The organism is Bacillus sp. FSL K6-0972, assembly GCF_037976035.1.
Classification (GTDB): Bacteria; Bacillota; Bacilli; order Bacillales; family Bacillaceae; genus Bacillus; species Bacillus haynesii.
This window is the reverse complement of the sequence record NZ_CP150260.1, coordinates 1,493,177-1,507,312: the sequence shown is the minus strand read 5'-3', so window position 1 is coordinate 1,507,312 and position 14,136 is coordinate 1,493,177. Positions and strand designations below refer to the sequence as shown.

At 47.2% G+C, this 14,136-nt stretch carries 14 protein-coding genes and 2 riboswitches; of the genes, 4 read left to right on the top strand and 10 right to left on the bottom strand.

The window, feature by feature from the left end; all coding sequences use genetic code 11:
* Positions 1-4 precede the first annotated feature (4 nt).
* The 4 genes from MKX80_RS07645 to MKX80_RS07630 all read right to left on the bottom strand — a co-directional run bounded on the left by MKX80_RS07645 (position 5) and on the right by MKX80_RS07630 (position 3,925).
* The gene (locus MKX80_RS07645; protein ID WP_182070774.1) at positions 5-628 is read right to left on the bottom strand and encodes a methylthioribulose 1-phosphate dehydratase; all 624 of its coding nucleotides are present in this window, start codon (positions 626-628) and stop codon (positions 5-7) included.
* A complete protein-coding gene (mtnX, locus tag MKX80_RS07640; protein WP_268342766.1) occupies positions 589-1,287 on the bottom strand; it encodes a 2-hydroxy-3-keto-5-methylthiopentenyl-1-phosphate phosphatase in 699 nt (232 codons plus the stop codon). The genes MKX80_RS07645 and mtnX overlap by 40 nt, the downstream gene beginning before the upstream one ends.
* The gene (gene mtnW, locus MKX80_RS07635; protein WP_154996036.1) at positions 1,284-2,501 is read right to left on the bottom strand and encodes a 2,3-diketo-5-methylthiopentyl-1-phosphate enolase; all 1,218 of its coding nucleotides are present in this window, start codon (positions 2,499-2,501) and stop codon (positions 1,284-1,286) included. The genes mtnX and mtnW overlap by 4 nt, the downstream gene beginning before the upstream one ends.
* 84 nt (positions 2,502-2,585) lie before the next feature.
* Positions 2,586-2,685: riboswitch (SAM riboswitch) on the bottom strand.
* Between the two features lie 49 nt (positions 2,686-2,734).
* Positions 2,735-3,925, bottom strand: coding sequence for a pyridoxal phosphate-dependent aminotransferase (locus MKX80_RS07630; RefSeq protein ID WP_268342764.1), 1,191 nt, complete (start codon positions 3,923-3,925; stop codon positions 2,735-2,737).
* 95 nt (positions 3,926-4,020) lie between these two features.
* On the opposite strand from MKX80_RS07630, the gene MKX80_RS07625 reads away from it, so the two are divergent.
* From MKX80_RS07625 to mtnA, 3 genes are all read left to right on the top strand, one after another.
* Positions 4,021-4,800, top strand: coding sequence for a carbon-nitrogen family hydrolase (locus MKX80_RS07625; RefSeq protein WP_154996040.1), 780 nt, complete (start codon positions 4,021-4,023; stop codon positions 4,798-4,800).
* Between the two features lie 83 nt (positions 4,801-4,883).
* Positions 4,884-5,027, top strand: a riboswitch (SAM riboswitch).
* Between the two features lie 82 nt (positions 5,028-5,109).
* Entirely contained in the window at positions 5,110-6,306 is a 1,197-nt protein-coding gene (gene mtnK / locus MKX80_RS07620) for an S-methyl-5-thioribose kinase (RefSeq protein WP_268342762.1), read from the top strand.
* A gap of 5 nt (positions 6,307-6,311) precedes the next feature.
* Positions 6,312-7,373 (top strand): S-methyl-5-thioribose-1-phosphate isomerase, encoded by a 1,062-nt coding sequence (mtnA, locus tag MKX80_RS07615; protein WP_154996045.1) that lies wholly within the window; start codon positions 6,312-6,314, stop codon positions 7,371-7,373.
* Positions 7,374-7,379: 6 nt separating this feature from the next.
* On the opposite strand, the gene MKX80_RS07610 is transcribed toward mtnA, so the two are convergent.
* From MKX80_RS07610 to MKX80_RS07600, 3 genes are all read right to left on the bottom strand, one after another.
* Positions 7,380-7,493, bottom strand: coding sequence for a hypothetical protein (locus tag MKX80_RS07610; protein ID WP_003181063.1), 114 nt, complete (start codon positions 7,491-7,493; stop codon positions 7,380-7,382).
* Positions 7,494-7,584: 91 nt separating this feature from the next.
* The gene (locus tag MKX80_RS07605; protein WP_154996047.1) at positions 7,585-8,082 is read right to left on the bottom strand and encodes a methylated-DNA--[protein]-cysteine S-methyltransferase; all 498 of its coding nucleotides are present in this window, start codon (positions 8,080-8,082) and stop codon (positions 7,585-7,587) included.
* Positions 8,083-8,089: 7 nt separating this feature from the next.
* Positions 8,090-10,300, bottom strand: a complete 2,211-nt coding sequence (locus MKX80_RS07600) for a PAS domain-containing sensor histidine kinase (RefSeq protein ID WP_154996049.1) — start codon at positions 10,298-10,300, stop codon at positions 8,090-8,092.
* A 309-nt stretch (positions 10,301-10,609) separates the two neighbouring features.
* Between MKX80_RS07600 and MKX80_RS07595 the strand changes: the two genes are divergently transcribed.
* A complete protein-coding gene (locus MKX80_RS07595; protein WP_043925373.1) occupies positions 10,610-11,635 on the top strand; it encodes an acyltransferase family protein in 1,026 nt (341 codons plus the stop codon).
* A gap of 52 nt (positions 11,636-11,687) precedes the next feature.
* Here MKX80_RS07595 and MKX80_RS07590 read toward each other — a convergent pair whose 3' ends face one another.
* From MKX80_RS07590 to MKX80_RS07580, 3 genes are all read right to left on the bottom strand, one after another.
* Positions 11,688-11,870, bottom strand: a complete 183-nt coding sequence (locus tag MKX80_RS07590; protein ID WP_154996051.1) for a hypothetical protein — start codon at positions 11,868-11,870, stop codon at positions 11,688-11,690.
* Positions 11,867-12,028 carry a hypothetical protein gene (locus tag MKX80_RS07585; protein ID WP_011197888.1) on the bottom strand — a complete coding sequence of 54 codons (162 nt, stop codon included), beginning with the start codon at positions 12,026-12,028 and terminating at the stop codon, positions 11,867-11,869. Before MKX80_RS07585 ends, MKX80_RS07590 begins: the two co-directional genes overlap by 4 nt.
* Before the next feature lie 103 nt (positions 12,029-12,131).
* The gene (locus tag MKX80_RS07580) at positions 12,132-14,132 is read right to left on the bottom strand and encodes a penicillin-binding transpeptidase domain-containing protein (RefSeq protein WP_182070780.1); all 2,001 of its coding nucleotides are present in this window, start codon (positions 14,130-14,132) and stop codon (positions 12,132-12,134) included.
* Between the last annotated feature and the right edge of the window lie 4 nt (positions 14,133-14,136).

The following is a 14,136-nucleotide window of genomic DNA, read 5'->3' as shown; positions in this document are numbered from 1 at the left end:
TTAATTAAACGTGATAAGCCTGCAAAGCTTTCAGCTTTAAATGCCAGCTGAACAAGAATTCATATGCTTCAAGCATCCGCTTTGCTTCAAATGCCGTTTTTCCCCAGACGGTAATACCGTGGCTGCGAATCAGCACTGCGCCTGAATCGCCTGAAAGGTGCCCGGCAAAATCCGCCGCCAAATCCGGAATATGAGCACTGTTTTCGATAATCGGGATCGTCACCTCCGCATTTTCCTCCCAAAGCCCGAGCGCCTTTATGATTTCCTGGCCTCTGAATGTCACTTGCTTTTCTTTTGCATAAAGCTCTGAGATGACATTGTTGTCAATCGTATGGACATGAAGACAGCAGCCGGCGTTTGTATTTTGATAGACAAAGGTGTGCAGCAGGGTCTCCGCCGACGGCTTCAGCGCATGTCCGGTCTCCGCCGGCCTCCCCTCTTCGTCCGCCAGCAGAAAATCCTCCGCGGTCTCTTTTCGCTTATCTTTTCCGCTTGCCGTGATGAGAAATCGCAGCGGGCCTTCTGATACTTTGATTGACAGATTACCGCTTGTCGCCGGGAACCAATCCCTTTCCGCAAGCTCTTTTTTTACCTCGGCAAGCTCCTGCCGTTTTTGCTCAATAGCCATCCTTTCACCTCCGCGGTCTCTTCAAGTATTCGTTTTGCATCGTGGAAATCGCCGAATGCTGCGTGCTTCAAACCGAGCCCTTCACATTCGCGCAGCAAATAATCGCGCGCGATGCACAAGTCGGAACATTTAGCAGCTTCAACATCTGTAACAGAGTCCCCGATCATGACAACAAAATCGTCCCGACCTTTCAGCCGGCGGATGATGGAAGGCTTGCAGCATCCGCATTCATTTCCGCAGCCCCCGTCACACGGATACGGCCAGCGGATCTCGATATTGCGGCCTGTGAAGCCGGCCTCGTTGCAATAAATGCGGTTCTTTTCAACAATTCCTTCAAGCAGGGGATAGACGAAAAAATCCATCCCTCCGCTCACGACGTAAAACGGAAGACCCTTCTCATCCAGGAAAGAGACAAACTCTTTAAACCCGGGGCGGATCTCGGCTTGTTTCAGTACATATGCCGTAATGTCTTCTTTCAGGCTGCTCGGCAGCAATTCAAACATTCTGCCGACTCCGTCCTTAATCGATATGTCCTTGGACAGAACCCCGTCTTTTAAAGCAATCCACTCTTTTGGAGCAAATTGTTTCATAATGCTGATGATGTTGTCGTTTGTTGTGATCGTTCCGTCAAAATCACAAATGATAAGCGGCTTCCTCATACAGAAACCTCAACCCTTCCCCATTTTTCAAGGGCGAGCTTCAAATCGGGAGAACGCTTTGCTTTTTCTTCGACAGGCTCCGCTTCCAGGACGGCATCAATGACCGCCCGAAACGCTCTTCCTCCGCCTGCCGCTCCGTTTGGATGACCGTGAATCCCCCCGCCTGCATTGATGATATGGTCAATGCCAAAGTCTTTCATCAAGAGCGGGACCATGCCGGGGTGAATACCGGCCGACGGCACCGCGAATGTCGGTTTAAAAACGTCTTCCTTCGTGCATTCATCGTATATGGCAAGCGCAGCCCGCTTCGGCAGAGCAACGCTTCCGTACGGAGAAGGGAACAGGCTGAAATCAGCACCCGCATACCGGTTCAGCTTGCCGAGCAAGAGCGAATGGGAAAAACCGTAATGCGGCGACGAAGTGAGTGCGCCGCTTACTGCCGGGTGCGCCATGATCGGCAGCGGAATGTCGTCGTCTTCCGCAAGGCTTTGCAAAACATCGAGCCCGTAGGCATACACATTAAGCAGCAAAACATCGGCTCCGAGCTCGGCTGCTTTTCTCGCCTTCGATTTCAGCTCCATTGTCCTGCCCGTCAGATTGACGGCATACAGGGTTTTACGCCCTGTTTCTTCAAAGGCAGCCTTAAGCACTTTCCTTCCTTCTGTGATTCGTTTTTCAAAGGGGGCACTGCCTGTTTCAAATAAGATTTCATCGTCCTTGATCAAATCCACTCCGCCAAGCGCCTGCTGCCTCAGCTGTTCCTTCAAGTCTTCCATATCGCGGCCAATGACGCCTTTAAAAATGCTCATCAACAGAGGCCTTTCAAATTCGCCGATTTTTTTCCGGATCCCGTATACGCCGAATTTCGGACCCGGCAATGATTGTTTAAAAGACTGCGAAAACTCCAAATCAGCCAATTTGATTTTTCCATCGAGAGACAGCTTGCCAAAAACGGTCGTCAGCACAGCGGGAATGTCGCTTGTAAAATTGGCTTCCGGATAGGCGATGGTAACCGTTGCCTGTTTTTCCCCCAGTGCGCTTTCTGTTTCTTCGACCTTGACGACGCGTCCTTTATGCTTTTTCAGCTGCTCCTGCTTTAAGAGCGGCAGATCTGTCCACGATCCGACCGTCAGCCCGATCGCGATTTGCTCAGCCCGCTTTTCTGCGTCACATCCTGGATCTGCCAAAATATATGTTGCCAAAAGTTCACTCATTGTGTAGCTCCTTCCTGCTTCATGCATATAAAAAAACCTCTTTTGCTGCTTTAGCTAAAAGAGGTTTCGCTTTTCAGGTTCGAATCCTTATCTCTCAGCGTCAGCTGCAAGAATTAGCACCGTGCTTAAAAAGTCGGTTGCCGGGCTTCATCGGGCTTGTCCCTCTGCCTGCTCTTGATAAGAATATTGATTTTATAAATTATTTTGAATTATCCCATCGTTTTTCCCGATTGTCAATGACTGTGGCCGGTCTTTTTGAATATATTCAGCTCGGCAATACGCGAAGCCGCTTCCCGGAGCCGCTCTTCGCTTGTCAAGAGGCCGACTCTCACGTATCCTTCTCCGTGTTTGCCGAAGCCGATGCCGGGCGCTGTGACGACGTTCGCTTTTTCGAGAAGCAGATCGGAAAAAGACTCAGATGTATATCCGTCGGGAACAGGCATCCAGGCGAAAAAAGATCCTTGCGGAGCATCCGCATGCCAGCCGATATCGCGGACCGCACGAATCCATGCATCCCGCCTTTTTTCGTAGCGCTCATTTTGCTCCTTGACACACGCTTGATCTGATAGGAGCGCGGTCGCCGCGGCGTCTTGGACCGCTTTAAAGAGGCTGACATACATATGGTCCTGATAAAGGTTCAGCGCTTCGATCACAGAGGCGTTGCCAACTGCAAACCCGACCCGCCATCCAGCCATATTATACGTTTTGGAAAGCGTGTAAATTTCGATTCCTGCGTCTTTTGCCCCCGCCGTTTCCAGAAAGCTGACAGGCCTCTTGCCGTCGTAGCCGATCGCGCCGTAGGCAAAATCGTGGACGACGCAAATTCCGTTCGACTTGGCAAACCGGACGGTCTCTTCGAAAAAAACAGGTGTGGCTTGGGCACCGGTCGGATTGTTCGGATAATTTAAATACATGAGCTTCGCTTTTTCTTTCACTTCCTTCGGAATCCGGCTGTAGTCAGGCAGAAACTGATTGTCCGCTGTAAGCGGCATCGTTTCCATGTTCGCTCTTGCCAGCTCAACGCCCGACCAGTAGTCGGGATAACCCGGATCGGGAACGAGCACGGTATCCCCCGAATTTAACAAACATTGCGGGAGCTCGACAAGACCGGCTTTTCCGCCGAACAATACAGCGACTTCGCGTTCGGGATCGAGCTCTACGCCGTATTCCCTTTGATAGAACGCGGCTGCCGCCTCCTTCAGTGAACGACTGCCGCGAAAGGAGGAATACTGATGGTTTTCAGGGTTGCGGACGGCTTGCGCCATTGTATCAACGATGTGATCCGGTGTCGGCTGATCCGGATTCCCCTGACCGAGATTGATCACATCATGGCCGGCGGCAATTTTTTCATTCACCTTTTTGACCAAGGAAGCGAAAAACTGCTCAGGCAGCCGTTTCAACACATCTGAAAGCTCAAATTTCATACGATTCACCCGCTTTTGAAAAATTCTTGAAATGATAGTCCATCATCATATATTGTTAAATGTAAAATGTAAAGAAAAAAATGAGGTGATCCAGATTGAAGCTGACAATTTCATGCCTGCAATTCGATATCGCATACGGAAATCCTTCTGAAAATTTTAAAAAAGCGGAGCAGCTGATCGAACAGGAAAGCCGAAAGGCGGATGTCCTTCTCCTTCCCGAGCTGTGGACGACGGGTTATGATTTAAAAAATCTCGGCTCCATCGCGGATGAAGAAGGCAGGCAAACGAAGAGATGGCTGCAGGAAACGGCAAAAGCAAACCGGGTCCATATCGTATGCGGCTCAGTCGCCGTCAAGAAAAAAAGCGGTGTGTACAATATCATGTACATCGCAGACAAAAACGGAAATTTAATCAAAGAATACAGCAAAGCTCACCTTTTTCAGCTGATGGACGAACACCTCTATTTGTCATCTGGCTCAGGCGACGGGAGCTTCGAGCTTGAAGGGATCACGGCTGCGGGGTTTATCTGCTACGACATCCGATTCCCGGAATGGATCAGAAAACATACGAGCCAAGGTGCAGGCATCATCTTTGTATCGGCGGAATGGCCGCTCGCCCGCCTCGATCACTGGCAAAGCCTTTTAAAAGCCAGAGCAATTGAAAATCAGTGCTTTGTCGCAGCCTGCAATCGTGCGGGAAAAGACCCGGCAAACGAATTTGCGGGCCACAGCATGGTCATTGATCCGCTCGGCCGCACCCTCGCTGAAGCAGGACGCGGAGAAGCGGTCATCAGGGCCGAAATCGACCTCGTGGACATTGAAAAAGCGCGGGGGCAAATTCCGGTTTTTGAGGACATTCGCAAAGATTTATATTAAAAAAGTGTTGACAAAAAAACTGAGATGCTGGTAACATGTTCAACAACTGACCGAACTGAAATTTCAAAATTTTATATTGAATTCTCTTATCGAGAGTTGGGTGAAGGACTGGCCTAATGACCCCAACAGCAACCGACCGTAATACCATTGTGAAATGGGGCGCGAAACTTTGCGCCGCTAGGGCACGGTGCTAATTCCATCAGACTTTAAATTCTGAGAGATAAGAGAGGCGTACACGACAAATCAGCCTCTTTCTCTCGACGAGAAAGAGGTTTTTTATTTGTTAACGACATTTAGGGGGAATTACATATGACCGTAACGAAAACTGCAGCATACGAAACTTTGACTGAAAGCTCCGCGGCCGCGCTTGCCGTCCGTCTCGGGCTTTTTCCAAGCAAAAGCACCTTGACATGCCGGGAGATCGGGGACGGAAATTTGAACCTGGTCTTCCGCGTTTACGACAAAGAGCAGCAAAAAGGGTTGATCATCAAGCAGGCGGTGCCTTATGCAAAAGTCGTCGGCGAAAGCTGGCCGCTGTCGCTTGACAGGGCAAGAATCGAAAGCAGTGCGCTGATCCGCCAGGCTGAGCATGTCCCGCACCTTGTCCCGAAAGTGTACTATTCTGACACCGAGCTTGCCGTCACCGTATTGGAAGACCTTTCTCACTTGAAAATCTCCAGAAAAGGACTGATTGACGGGAAAGAATATCCGCATCTGTCGGAAGACATCGGAGAATTTCTTGGAAAAACGCATTTTTACTCGTCTGAATATGCGCTTGACCCAACGGTTAAAGAGCGGCTTGTGAAGCAGTTTACGAATCCGGATCTGTGCGATATTACAGAAAACCTTGTGTTCACAGACCCTTTCTTTGACCATGAGACGAACGACTTCGAAGAAGAGCTTCGCGATGAAGCGGAAGATCTTTGGCGCAATGAAGCTTTAAAAATTGAAGCGGCAAAGCTGAAACAGCGCTTTTTATCCGCGGAGGAAACGCTGATCCACGGCGACCTGCATACAGGCAGCATCTTCGCCGGTGAAGAAGGCGAAACAAAAGTCATCGACCCTGAATTTGCGTTTTTCGGACCGATCGGGTTTGACATCGGACAGTTTATCGCCAACCTGCTGTTAAACGCGCTTTCCCGCGAAGAAAACAGGCGGGCCCCTTTATACCGCCATGTCGAGACCGTCTGGAATACGTTCAGCCGGACATTCAGCGAAGCATGGGAAAACGATGCTCTTGAGGCTTGCAAAAATGAGAAAGGGCGCCTTGAATCAGTCCTGATACAGACGTTTGAAGACGCAGCAGGCTTTGCCGGCTGCGAAATGATCCGCCGGACGATCGGCCTCGCTCATGTTGCGGACCTTGATACAATCGTTCCGTTTTCCCGGAGAATCAGCCAAAAAAAGCTCGCCCTTAAAATAGGCGCAGCATTCATAGAAAAACGCAGCGGTTTCCGAACGCCAAAAGACATGATTGAAGCGTTTCGAAACGCGCTTAAGGAGTGAATGACATGCCGGAACAATTTGCGGTGCCCCGCTCTGTCGAATGGGAAGAAACATCGGTAAAAATCCTGAATCAGCAAAAACTTCCCGAAAAGACGGAGTACCTGCACCTCACAACTAAAGAAGACGTCTATGATGCGATCCAAACGCTAAAAGTGAGGGGTGCGCCTGCCATCGGCATTACAGCCGCCTTCGGGCTCGCTCTATGCGCACAAAGCATCAATACATCTGACGTTTCCGTATTTCTGCGGGAGCTCGACAAAATCAAAGATGAACTCAATCAGGCAAGGCCGACAGCCGTCAATTTATCCTGGGCCCTCAATCGGCTGGTAAAAAGTACGGAGGGCGCAAAATCGGTCAATGAAGCAAAAACAAATCTGATCCACGAAGCCATTCAGATCCAGGTTGAAGACGAAGAAACGTGCCGGCAAATCGGACAGAATGCACTGCATTTGTTCAAATCGGGCGACAGCATCATGACCATCTGCAATGCCGGCTCGATCGCGACAAGCAGGTACGGTACAGCCCTTTCCCCGTTTTATCTTGCCAAAACAAAGGATCTCGACCTTCATATTTATGCCTGTGAAACAAGGCCTGTTCTGCAGGGCGCGCGCTTGACGGCGTGGGAGCTTATGCAGGGGGGAATTGACGTGACGCTGATTACAGACAGCATGGCTGCCCATACGATGAAAGAAAAAAACATTTCAGCCGTCATTGTCGGAGCGGATAGGATCGCAAGAAACGGAGATACAGCCAATAAAATCGGAACATACGGCTTGGCAATCCTCGCCAAAGCCTTTCAAATCCCGTTTTTCATCGCTGCTCCCCTGTCAACTTTTGATGTCTCGATTTCATGCGGCGACGACATTCCGATTGAAGAACGCGATCCGGATGAAGTCAGACAGATAAACGGAACGCAAATAGCGCCGCAAGAAGTGCCTGTGTTCAATCCTGCCTTTGATGTCACGCCACACGATTTAATCTCTGGAATCATTACGGAAAAAGGGATTATCACAGACAGATTTGAAGAAGAAATTGAAGCGCTGTTTTCCGCTGAAGCCCTTACTTAGGCCGCTTTAGCGGATTTTAATCGATTTGATGATGTCTTTCTTTTGCTCTTCGGTCAACACGTGCAGCTTGACGAACAATTCCGCGTATCCTGCTATTTTTTTCGGGCGGTTTGTTTTCACTTATTCGTCCTCCTTTTTTACCAAGGCCAACATTTTTAACTTAATAAAATTATATGTCGCGGACGAAAAAAAGAAACGGCGTGCTCGTATATTATTTTCCCTTATACGCAATATTTTCGATGTCGAGCAGCACCGCTTTTTTATCCGTTTCATTTCCGGAATACCCCGTCAATGAACGATTTTTGCCGATGACACGGTGGCACGGGATCAAAATTGGCAGCGCATTTCTTTTATTGGCCTGGCCAATTGCGCGAACCGCTTTCGGATTCCCGACGGCGCATGCGATGTCTAAATAGCTCCGTGATTCACCATACGGGATCGACTGCAGCGCCTCCCACACCTTTTTCTGAAACGGAGTTCCATCCTGGCGGAGAGGAAGGGTGAACGTTTTCCGCTCCCCCTTGAAATATTCTTCGAGCTGGCGCTTGGCCTCCTTCAACAATTCCGTTTCGGCCGGGTGAAGCTCCAAGCCGTCTTGTTGAAGCTGTTTTAGTTCATCTTTTTCAAATAGCAAGTGTATAATGTGGTTGTTTTCCTCGACAATGTAAGCTTGTCCAAAAGGCGAGGTCATTTCAATATAAAAGCCCACGATGCGATTAAGCCTCCTCCTCATGCTGCTGTCTGATCGGGAGAGTCAGGTGGAATGTCGTGCCTCTCCCTTCTTCACTTTCAACTTCGATTTTTCCTTTATGTTCTTCAATAATTTTATAACTGACCATGAGCCCGAGTCCAGTCCCCCGTTCTTTTGTCGTGTAAAAAGGTTCGCCGAGCCTCTTCAATTTGTCTTCTGTCATGCCGATTCCTTCGTCAGCAAGCGAGACAATGATATGGTCGTCTCCTTTCGGTTTGATCGACACATATACGTTGCCTCCGTCAGGCATCACTTCGATCGCATTTTTCAAAATGTTGATAAATACCTGTTTCAGCTGATTCGGCTCGCAGTAGATCAGCGGAATGCCGCCTTCGCACTTCAGATGCATCTGCACGTTGTCAAGGTTTGCCTGTGCGTGCAGCAGATCCATAGTGTCCTGCATGATTTTGACGACATTTTTTTCTTCATACATGATCGCCTGCGGTTTTGCAAGGATGAGAAACTCCGTAATAATCGATTCAATCCTTTTGAGCTCTGATGTGATGACATTAAAATAAAGCGCGTGATCCTCATTTTGGATGCTGCCTTTCAGCAGCTGGATAAATCCTTTTAATGCCGTCATCGGGTTGCGGATTTCATGGGCAATTCCGGCTGCGAGTTCTCCGACGACATGAAGGGTATCAGACTTGCGGAGCCGTTCTTCAAGCTCTTTTCGTTCCGTCACGTCTCTGAGCATCGCCAAATTCATATTTTGAATGATGTTTCGCTTAAATGAAAATTCAAGAATCCGTTTTTGGTCGCTCAGCAGGAATGGAATATCATTATCCATTTCTTCAAAGGAAATCGTTTTAGCGGGAGAAGCCGCGTTTTCTATGTGATAGCCGGAGATGACATCAAGAAGATTGGACGTTTTCAGCTGTTCAAGAGGGATGCTGAGAATTTTTCCGGCAAGGGGGTTCGCATCGATAATATCGTACTGGTTGTTGAAAAGAACGATTCCGTCCATTGATCCGTTGAATACTTTTCTGAACTTCAATTCGCTTTCCCGCAATTCTTGTTCCATTCGTTTTCTGTCGCTGACATTTCTCAAAATGGTTAAGTCCTGGCTGTCGAACATGATCCGTTTTGACGTGAACTCAAGCTCCTTATATTGTCCGTTTGCCATACGAAACAACAGTTCCGCCCGGATTTCCCCTTTTTGATCGTACTGCTTTTGAATGGCATGATACCGCTGATCAGTTTGGTCAATAAAATCTGTCATCTTCTTGTTGAGCAGCTGGTCCATCGGCAGTTCGAAGATTTTGCAGGCCGACTGGTTCGCTTTGACGATGCGGCCGTCGTTATTCATCAGTATGATGGCATCCATTGCATTTTCAAAGACTTCCCTAAAGCGTTCTTCGCTTTTAAACAGCTGTTTTTCCATCGAGCGTTTCTCGGTAATATCCCTCATAATCGACATGTAAAAGCCGTTTAAAATATTCGAGGTTATCGTCAGCTCAAACAGCCTGTCTTCTCCTGATCTGAGCCTGACAGGAAGCTCCCCTTTTGCTTTCCCTCTTCTGAAAAGAGCGTTCCAGATTTTATCGAGCCGCCCCTTGTTTTCAGGGGATACGAATTGAGACAGCTTAAGTTTTGAAAGCTCTGATTTTTCGATTTCGAAGCTCTGGCAAAACGAATGGTTTGCATCGATGAAACAGCCTTGTTTATCAAAGATGACGATTCCTTCTACCGCGCGGTGAAACAAATCTTTAAACAGCTTTTCATTGATGGTGCGCTCCCGCTCCAATATTTTTTTCGATGAAATGTCTCTCATGACGACAAAAAAGCAGTCCTCACCGATTCCTTTGCTTGCAGTAAACTCGATATATTTGACAGATCCGTTGTCAAGCCTGATAGCCACTTCTTTTTTCGCATATCCCCGCTCTAAAAAGCGGTGAATGTTCTGGTTCAGTTCATCCGGCGGAACGGCGTGCAGAAAATCGAGCGCCGACCGGTTCAGCAAATTCTTTTTTTGGCTTTGCAGAATCTTGCAGGCGGCATCATTCGCCTGGATGATGGTCATCTGTTTATCCAATATAAAAATAGCGTCCAGCGTCCCGTTAAACAGCAGTTCATACTGATACAAATCCGCTTTCAGCTTGGCGTTTTCTTTCTTCAGTCTGTTCAGCTGGTTTTGCAGATTTAAGGATTCATTCAAATCAAGAGTTTCCTCCATTTATTACACTCCTTCTTGAAAACCTGTCCTCCAATTATTCTACAAACCGGAAAATCTTCCTTCATTTGTTTCGAACTTTTACAACCTTTCCGCCTATTTTACAGGAAGATGACGATATAAAAGTTCCTTACTGTTCAATTACATTGGCCTAACAATAAGACTTAATGCATAGGAAAACACATGCTTTCTATTTTAAAATTTTAAAATGAGGCAAGACTGGTGGAAGACGTCATTCCGGAAAGAATGTGCCGGGGTTCTGACGCTTCCCGCATCGGCGCCTCCTGAGAATGTTTGTGAAAGGGTGATGTTATGGCGAATTCCCGCGACAGCTATTTCGACAATGCAAAATTCCTATTAATTTTTCTCGTCGTATTCGGACATATAATCAGGTCCTATATTCATGATAATGATGCACTGCTTCATATTTATAAATTTATTTACACGTTTCATATGCCTGCTTTTATTCTCATATCAGGCTATTTTGCAAAAGGGTTCAACCGCCCCGGATATGTCAAAAAAATCGCCTGGAAGCTGATCGTTCCTTATTTGATTTTCCAGGGAATCTATACGCTGTTTTATTCTTTTATCGATGATCAAAGCTTAACTGCCGCAAATCCGATTGAACCGCAATGGTCGCTTTGGTTTTTGCTGAGCTTGTTTTTTTGGAATCTCCTGTTGTTTCCGTTCACAAAACTGCCGGCGAAATGGGCGTTTGCCGCAAGCTTTGTGATCGCCGTTCTTGTCGGGTATATCGACCTGATCAGCAACACGCTCAGCCTCTCCCGCACGTTTGTTTTCTTTCCGGTCTTTTTGGCGGGCTATTATTTGCAAAAAGACCATTTTAAAATGCTGAAAGGCTGGAAAGGCAAGCAGGCCGCTCTAGCCGTTTTAGCAGCAACGTTCGTTTTCTACTTTTTTGTAGACTTCGATTACTCCTGGCTGTTCGGTTCCAAGCCTTATTCGGAATTCGGCGATGTCGGGATAAAAAGCGGGTTAAACCGGGTGGCGCTTCTCGTCATAACGTTTGCATCAACCTTCGCGTTCATGGCGCTTGTGCCTGAAAGGCGGTATTTCTTTACCCTCTGGGGAACGCGCACATTTTATGTCTACCTGCTGCACGGCTTTATCATTAAGTCGTTCAGAAAGACGGGTGCGGAAGAATGGCTTGCCGATTATCAAAGTCTGACGCTACTAATCATCGCTACGGCGATTTTAACCTTCTGCTTATCAAGCGGATTTGTGAAAACGGTGGCCCAGCCGTTCATCGAATTGAAGATGACGAATTTAATGCGGATGTTGAAAAAAGACAACGGATATAACCCTTATTTAAAATAAATGAAGGTCCAAATCGTTTCCGATTTGGACCTTTCTCGTTTGCTCTGCGGTTTCAATCTTTATCCCGCTTCTGCCCGTTCGCCTTATTGTTCTTCTTTTTATTGTTCTCGATCACATCGATAAACTTAAAGGCGTTGACATCGCCCAGTTCGTTCGAAAATTCTTCCTGAAGCACATCTGGATTCATCGGTTTTTTATGGTTTTGCATATCCTTGCTTTTTTGATTTTTTTTCATTGGTGCGATTCTCCCTGCTTCCCGTGTTTCGAGTTGCGGTTGGCGCCCCTGTCTCCGTTTTCGGCATCATATTGGGTCATGTATTGATGATCATGCATGCTTTCAGCAGGCGTTTTATTGTTAAGAGCCGCTTCATTTCTGGCAACTTTTCTTTTCATGATGACATTCCTTTCTTTTGTCGTTTCATCCATATATCCTTTCCGTTTCCGTACATTCCACACATCCAGTTTTCGGCAAAAAAATAAGCACCCTGAAGGGTGCTTATTTAAATACTTTTTTCACTTTATTGACGACGTATGAGCTGCCGCCGCGGTCTGAAACATCCTCGACCATCATCGTGATTAAAAGGTTTTTGTTTTTATAATCATAGGCAGTGAACCAGCCGTTTTCTTTGCCTTTTTCGTCTTTTTTCGTTTTCAGTTCGGCCGTTCCCGTTTTCCCTGCAATCGTGAGCCCTTTGACAACCGGCTTGTAAGCCGAGCCGCGCGGGTCTTCTACAACGCCTTTCAACCCTTTTGTAATCGCTTCTGCTCCACCTGTAGGCAGGACGTTTTTATGCCATATTTCTTTCTCTTCGCCGTCCTTTTTGATCAGGTACGGCTTGATCAGATTACCGTCGTTCAAGAAAGGCGTATAGCTTGCCGCGAGGTGTATCGGCGACATCAGCATTTGCCCCTGTCCGTATCCTGAATCGGCAAGGAGAATATCCGAGTCGATTCCTTCGTTTGATATGGAGGAAGACTTCGTCGGGAATTCATAATCAAGCTTTTCCTCAAAGCCGAATGATTTCAGGCCTTCGACAAATTGATCCTTACCTGTGTCAAGAGCAGTCTGCGCGAAATAAATGTTGTCTGATGTGATCAGCGCGTTTTCCAAGTTGACATCGCTTAATCGATCGGAAACCCGTGTGACTTTATATCCGCCCCATGACGAATCTTTCTGCCATTCCTTTCCTTCGATCTTTTTAGGTTCATCCGCTTTGATCGCTTCATTTTTCAGACCGATTGAAGCTGTGATCGGTTTGATCGTTGAACCAGGAGCATAGGTTTTATTAAATTTAGAGGTGAATGGCGCAGACGCATCTTTGTTGAGCTTTTCCCATTCTCCTTTTTTCCAGCCGAACAAAAACCCGTTCGGATCGTATGAAGGCGCGCTGACAAGCGCCAACGTTTCTCCAGTCTGCGGCTCTAACGCAACGGCAGCGCCGGAGTCATCTTTTAACTGGTTGTACAGTTCTTCCTGTTTGTTAATGTCGATCGTGGTGTGGATGTCTTTTCCGTCTTTTGCATCCTTTGAGGCAACCGTCGCGCCTGATTCAGGGATCGAAATCGTCCAGCCGATTTCTCCTCTGAGCTCTTTTTCATAAATATGTTCGAGACCGACGATTCCAAGCAGTGAATGCTCGCTGTAGCCTTCTTTATTCTGTTTTAATTCCTCTTCGGTAATCGGCCGTATGTAACCGGTAAGATGTGCCGCTTTTTCACCGTAAGGATAGTATCTTGATTGCGTATCCTGTTTCAAAACCCCAGGGAGAGAGGTTGCTTTTTTTAGAAGCTCGGTGCTACCAGGCTTCACTTTTTTCAGGGGAACGAATGAATCGTCCGTCACCCAGCTTGCGGACAGCTGTTTTTCAATGTCTTCTTTTTCCATATCCAGCATATTCGTGAGCTTTTTGATGACACCGTCTTTATCATCTCCGAGCTGCCCCGGAACGACGCCGATTTCAGGCACTGTCGCATTCGTTGCGAGGGCCTTTCCGTTTCTGTCATAAATGTTGCCTCTCGCTGGCTCCTTCGCGGTAATCCGAATGGTCTCCCCTTCCTTCAGCTGTGAAAAAATAAAGGATGGGTTCCAGTTGACTTTCCATGAAGTGTCTCCGTCTTTTTTTTCTTTGACAAGCTTTGCCTTGCCTTCAAAAGAAACGGGGCCGGCCAATGTATTCATGCTGACTTTAAACGGTATTGTCACTGCATCTTTTTTCTCTTTATCTTTTTCATCTTCATCATTGTCGACAGTTGAAACCTTCAAATCGGAAACACCGATCTGTTCATAAATGGATTGATTGCGCTTGATGAAATCGTCTTTTGAAATCGATTTTTGCGCTCCAGCCGACAGCTGTTCATACATTTCTTCAAATTTTTGCTCGTTCCATTTGTCTACATATTGGTCCATGCTTTCTTTTGCTGTCGGCTCGTTAGAACAGGCTCCGGCGAGCAATAGAAATCCGGCGGCTATAAACAAATGGATGACTCTCTTTTTCATCGTT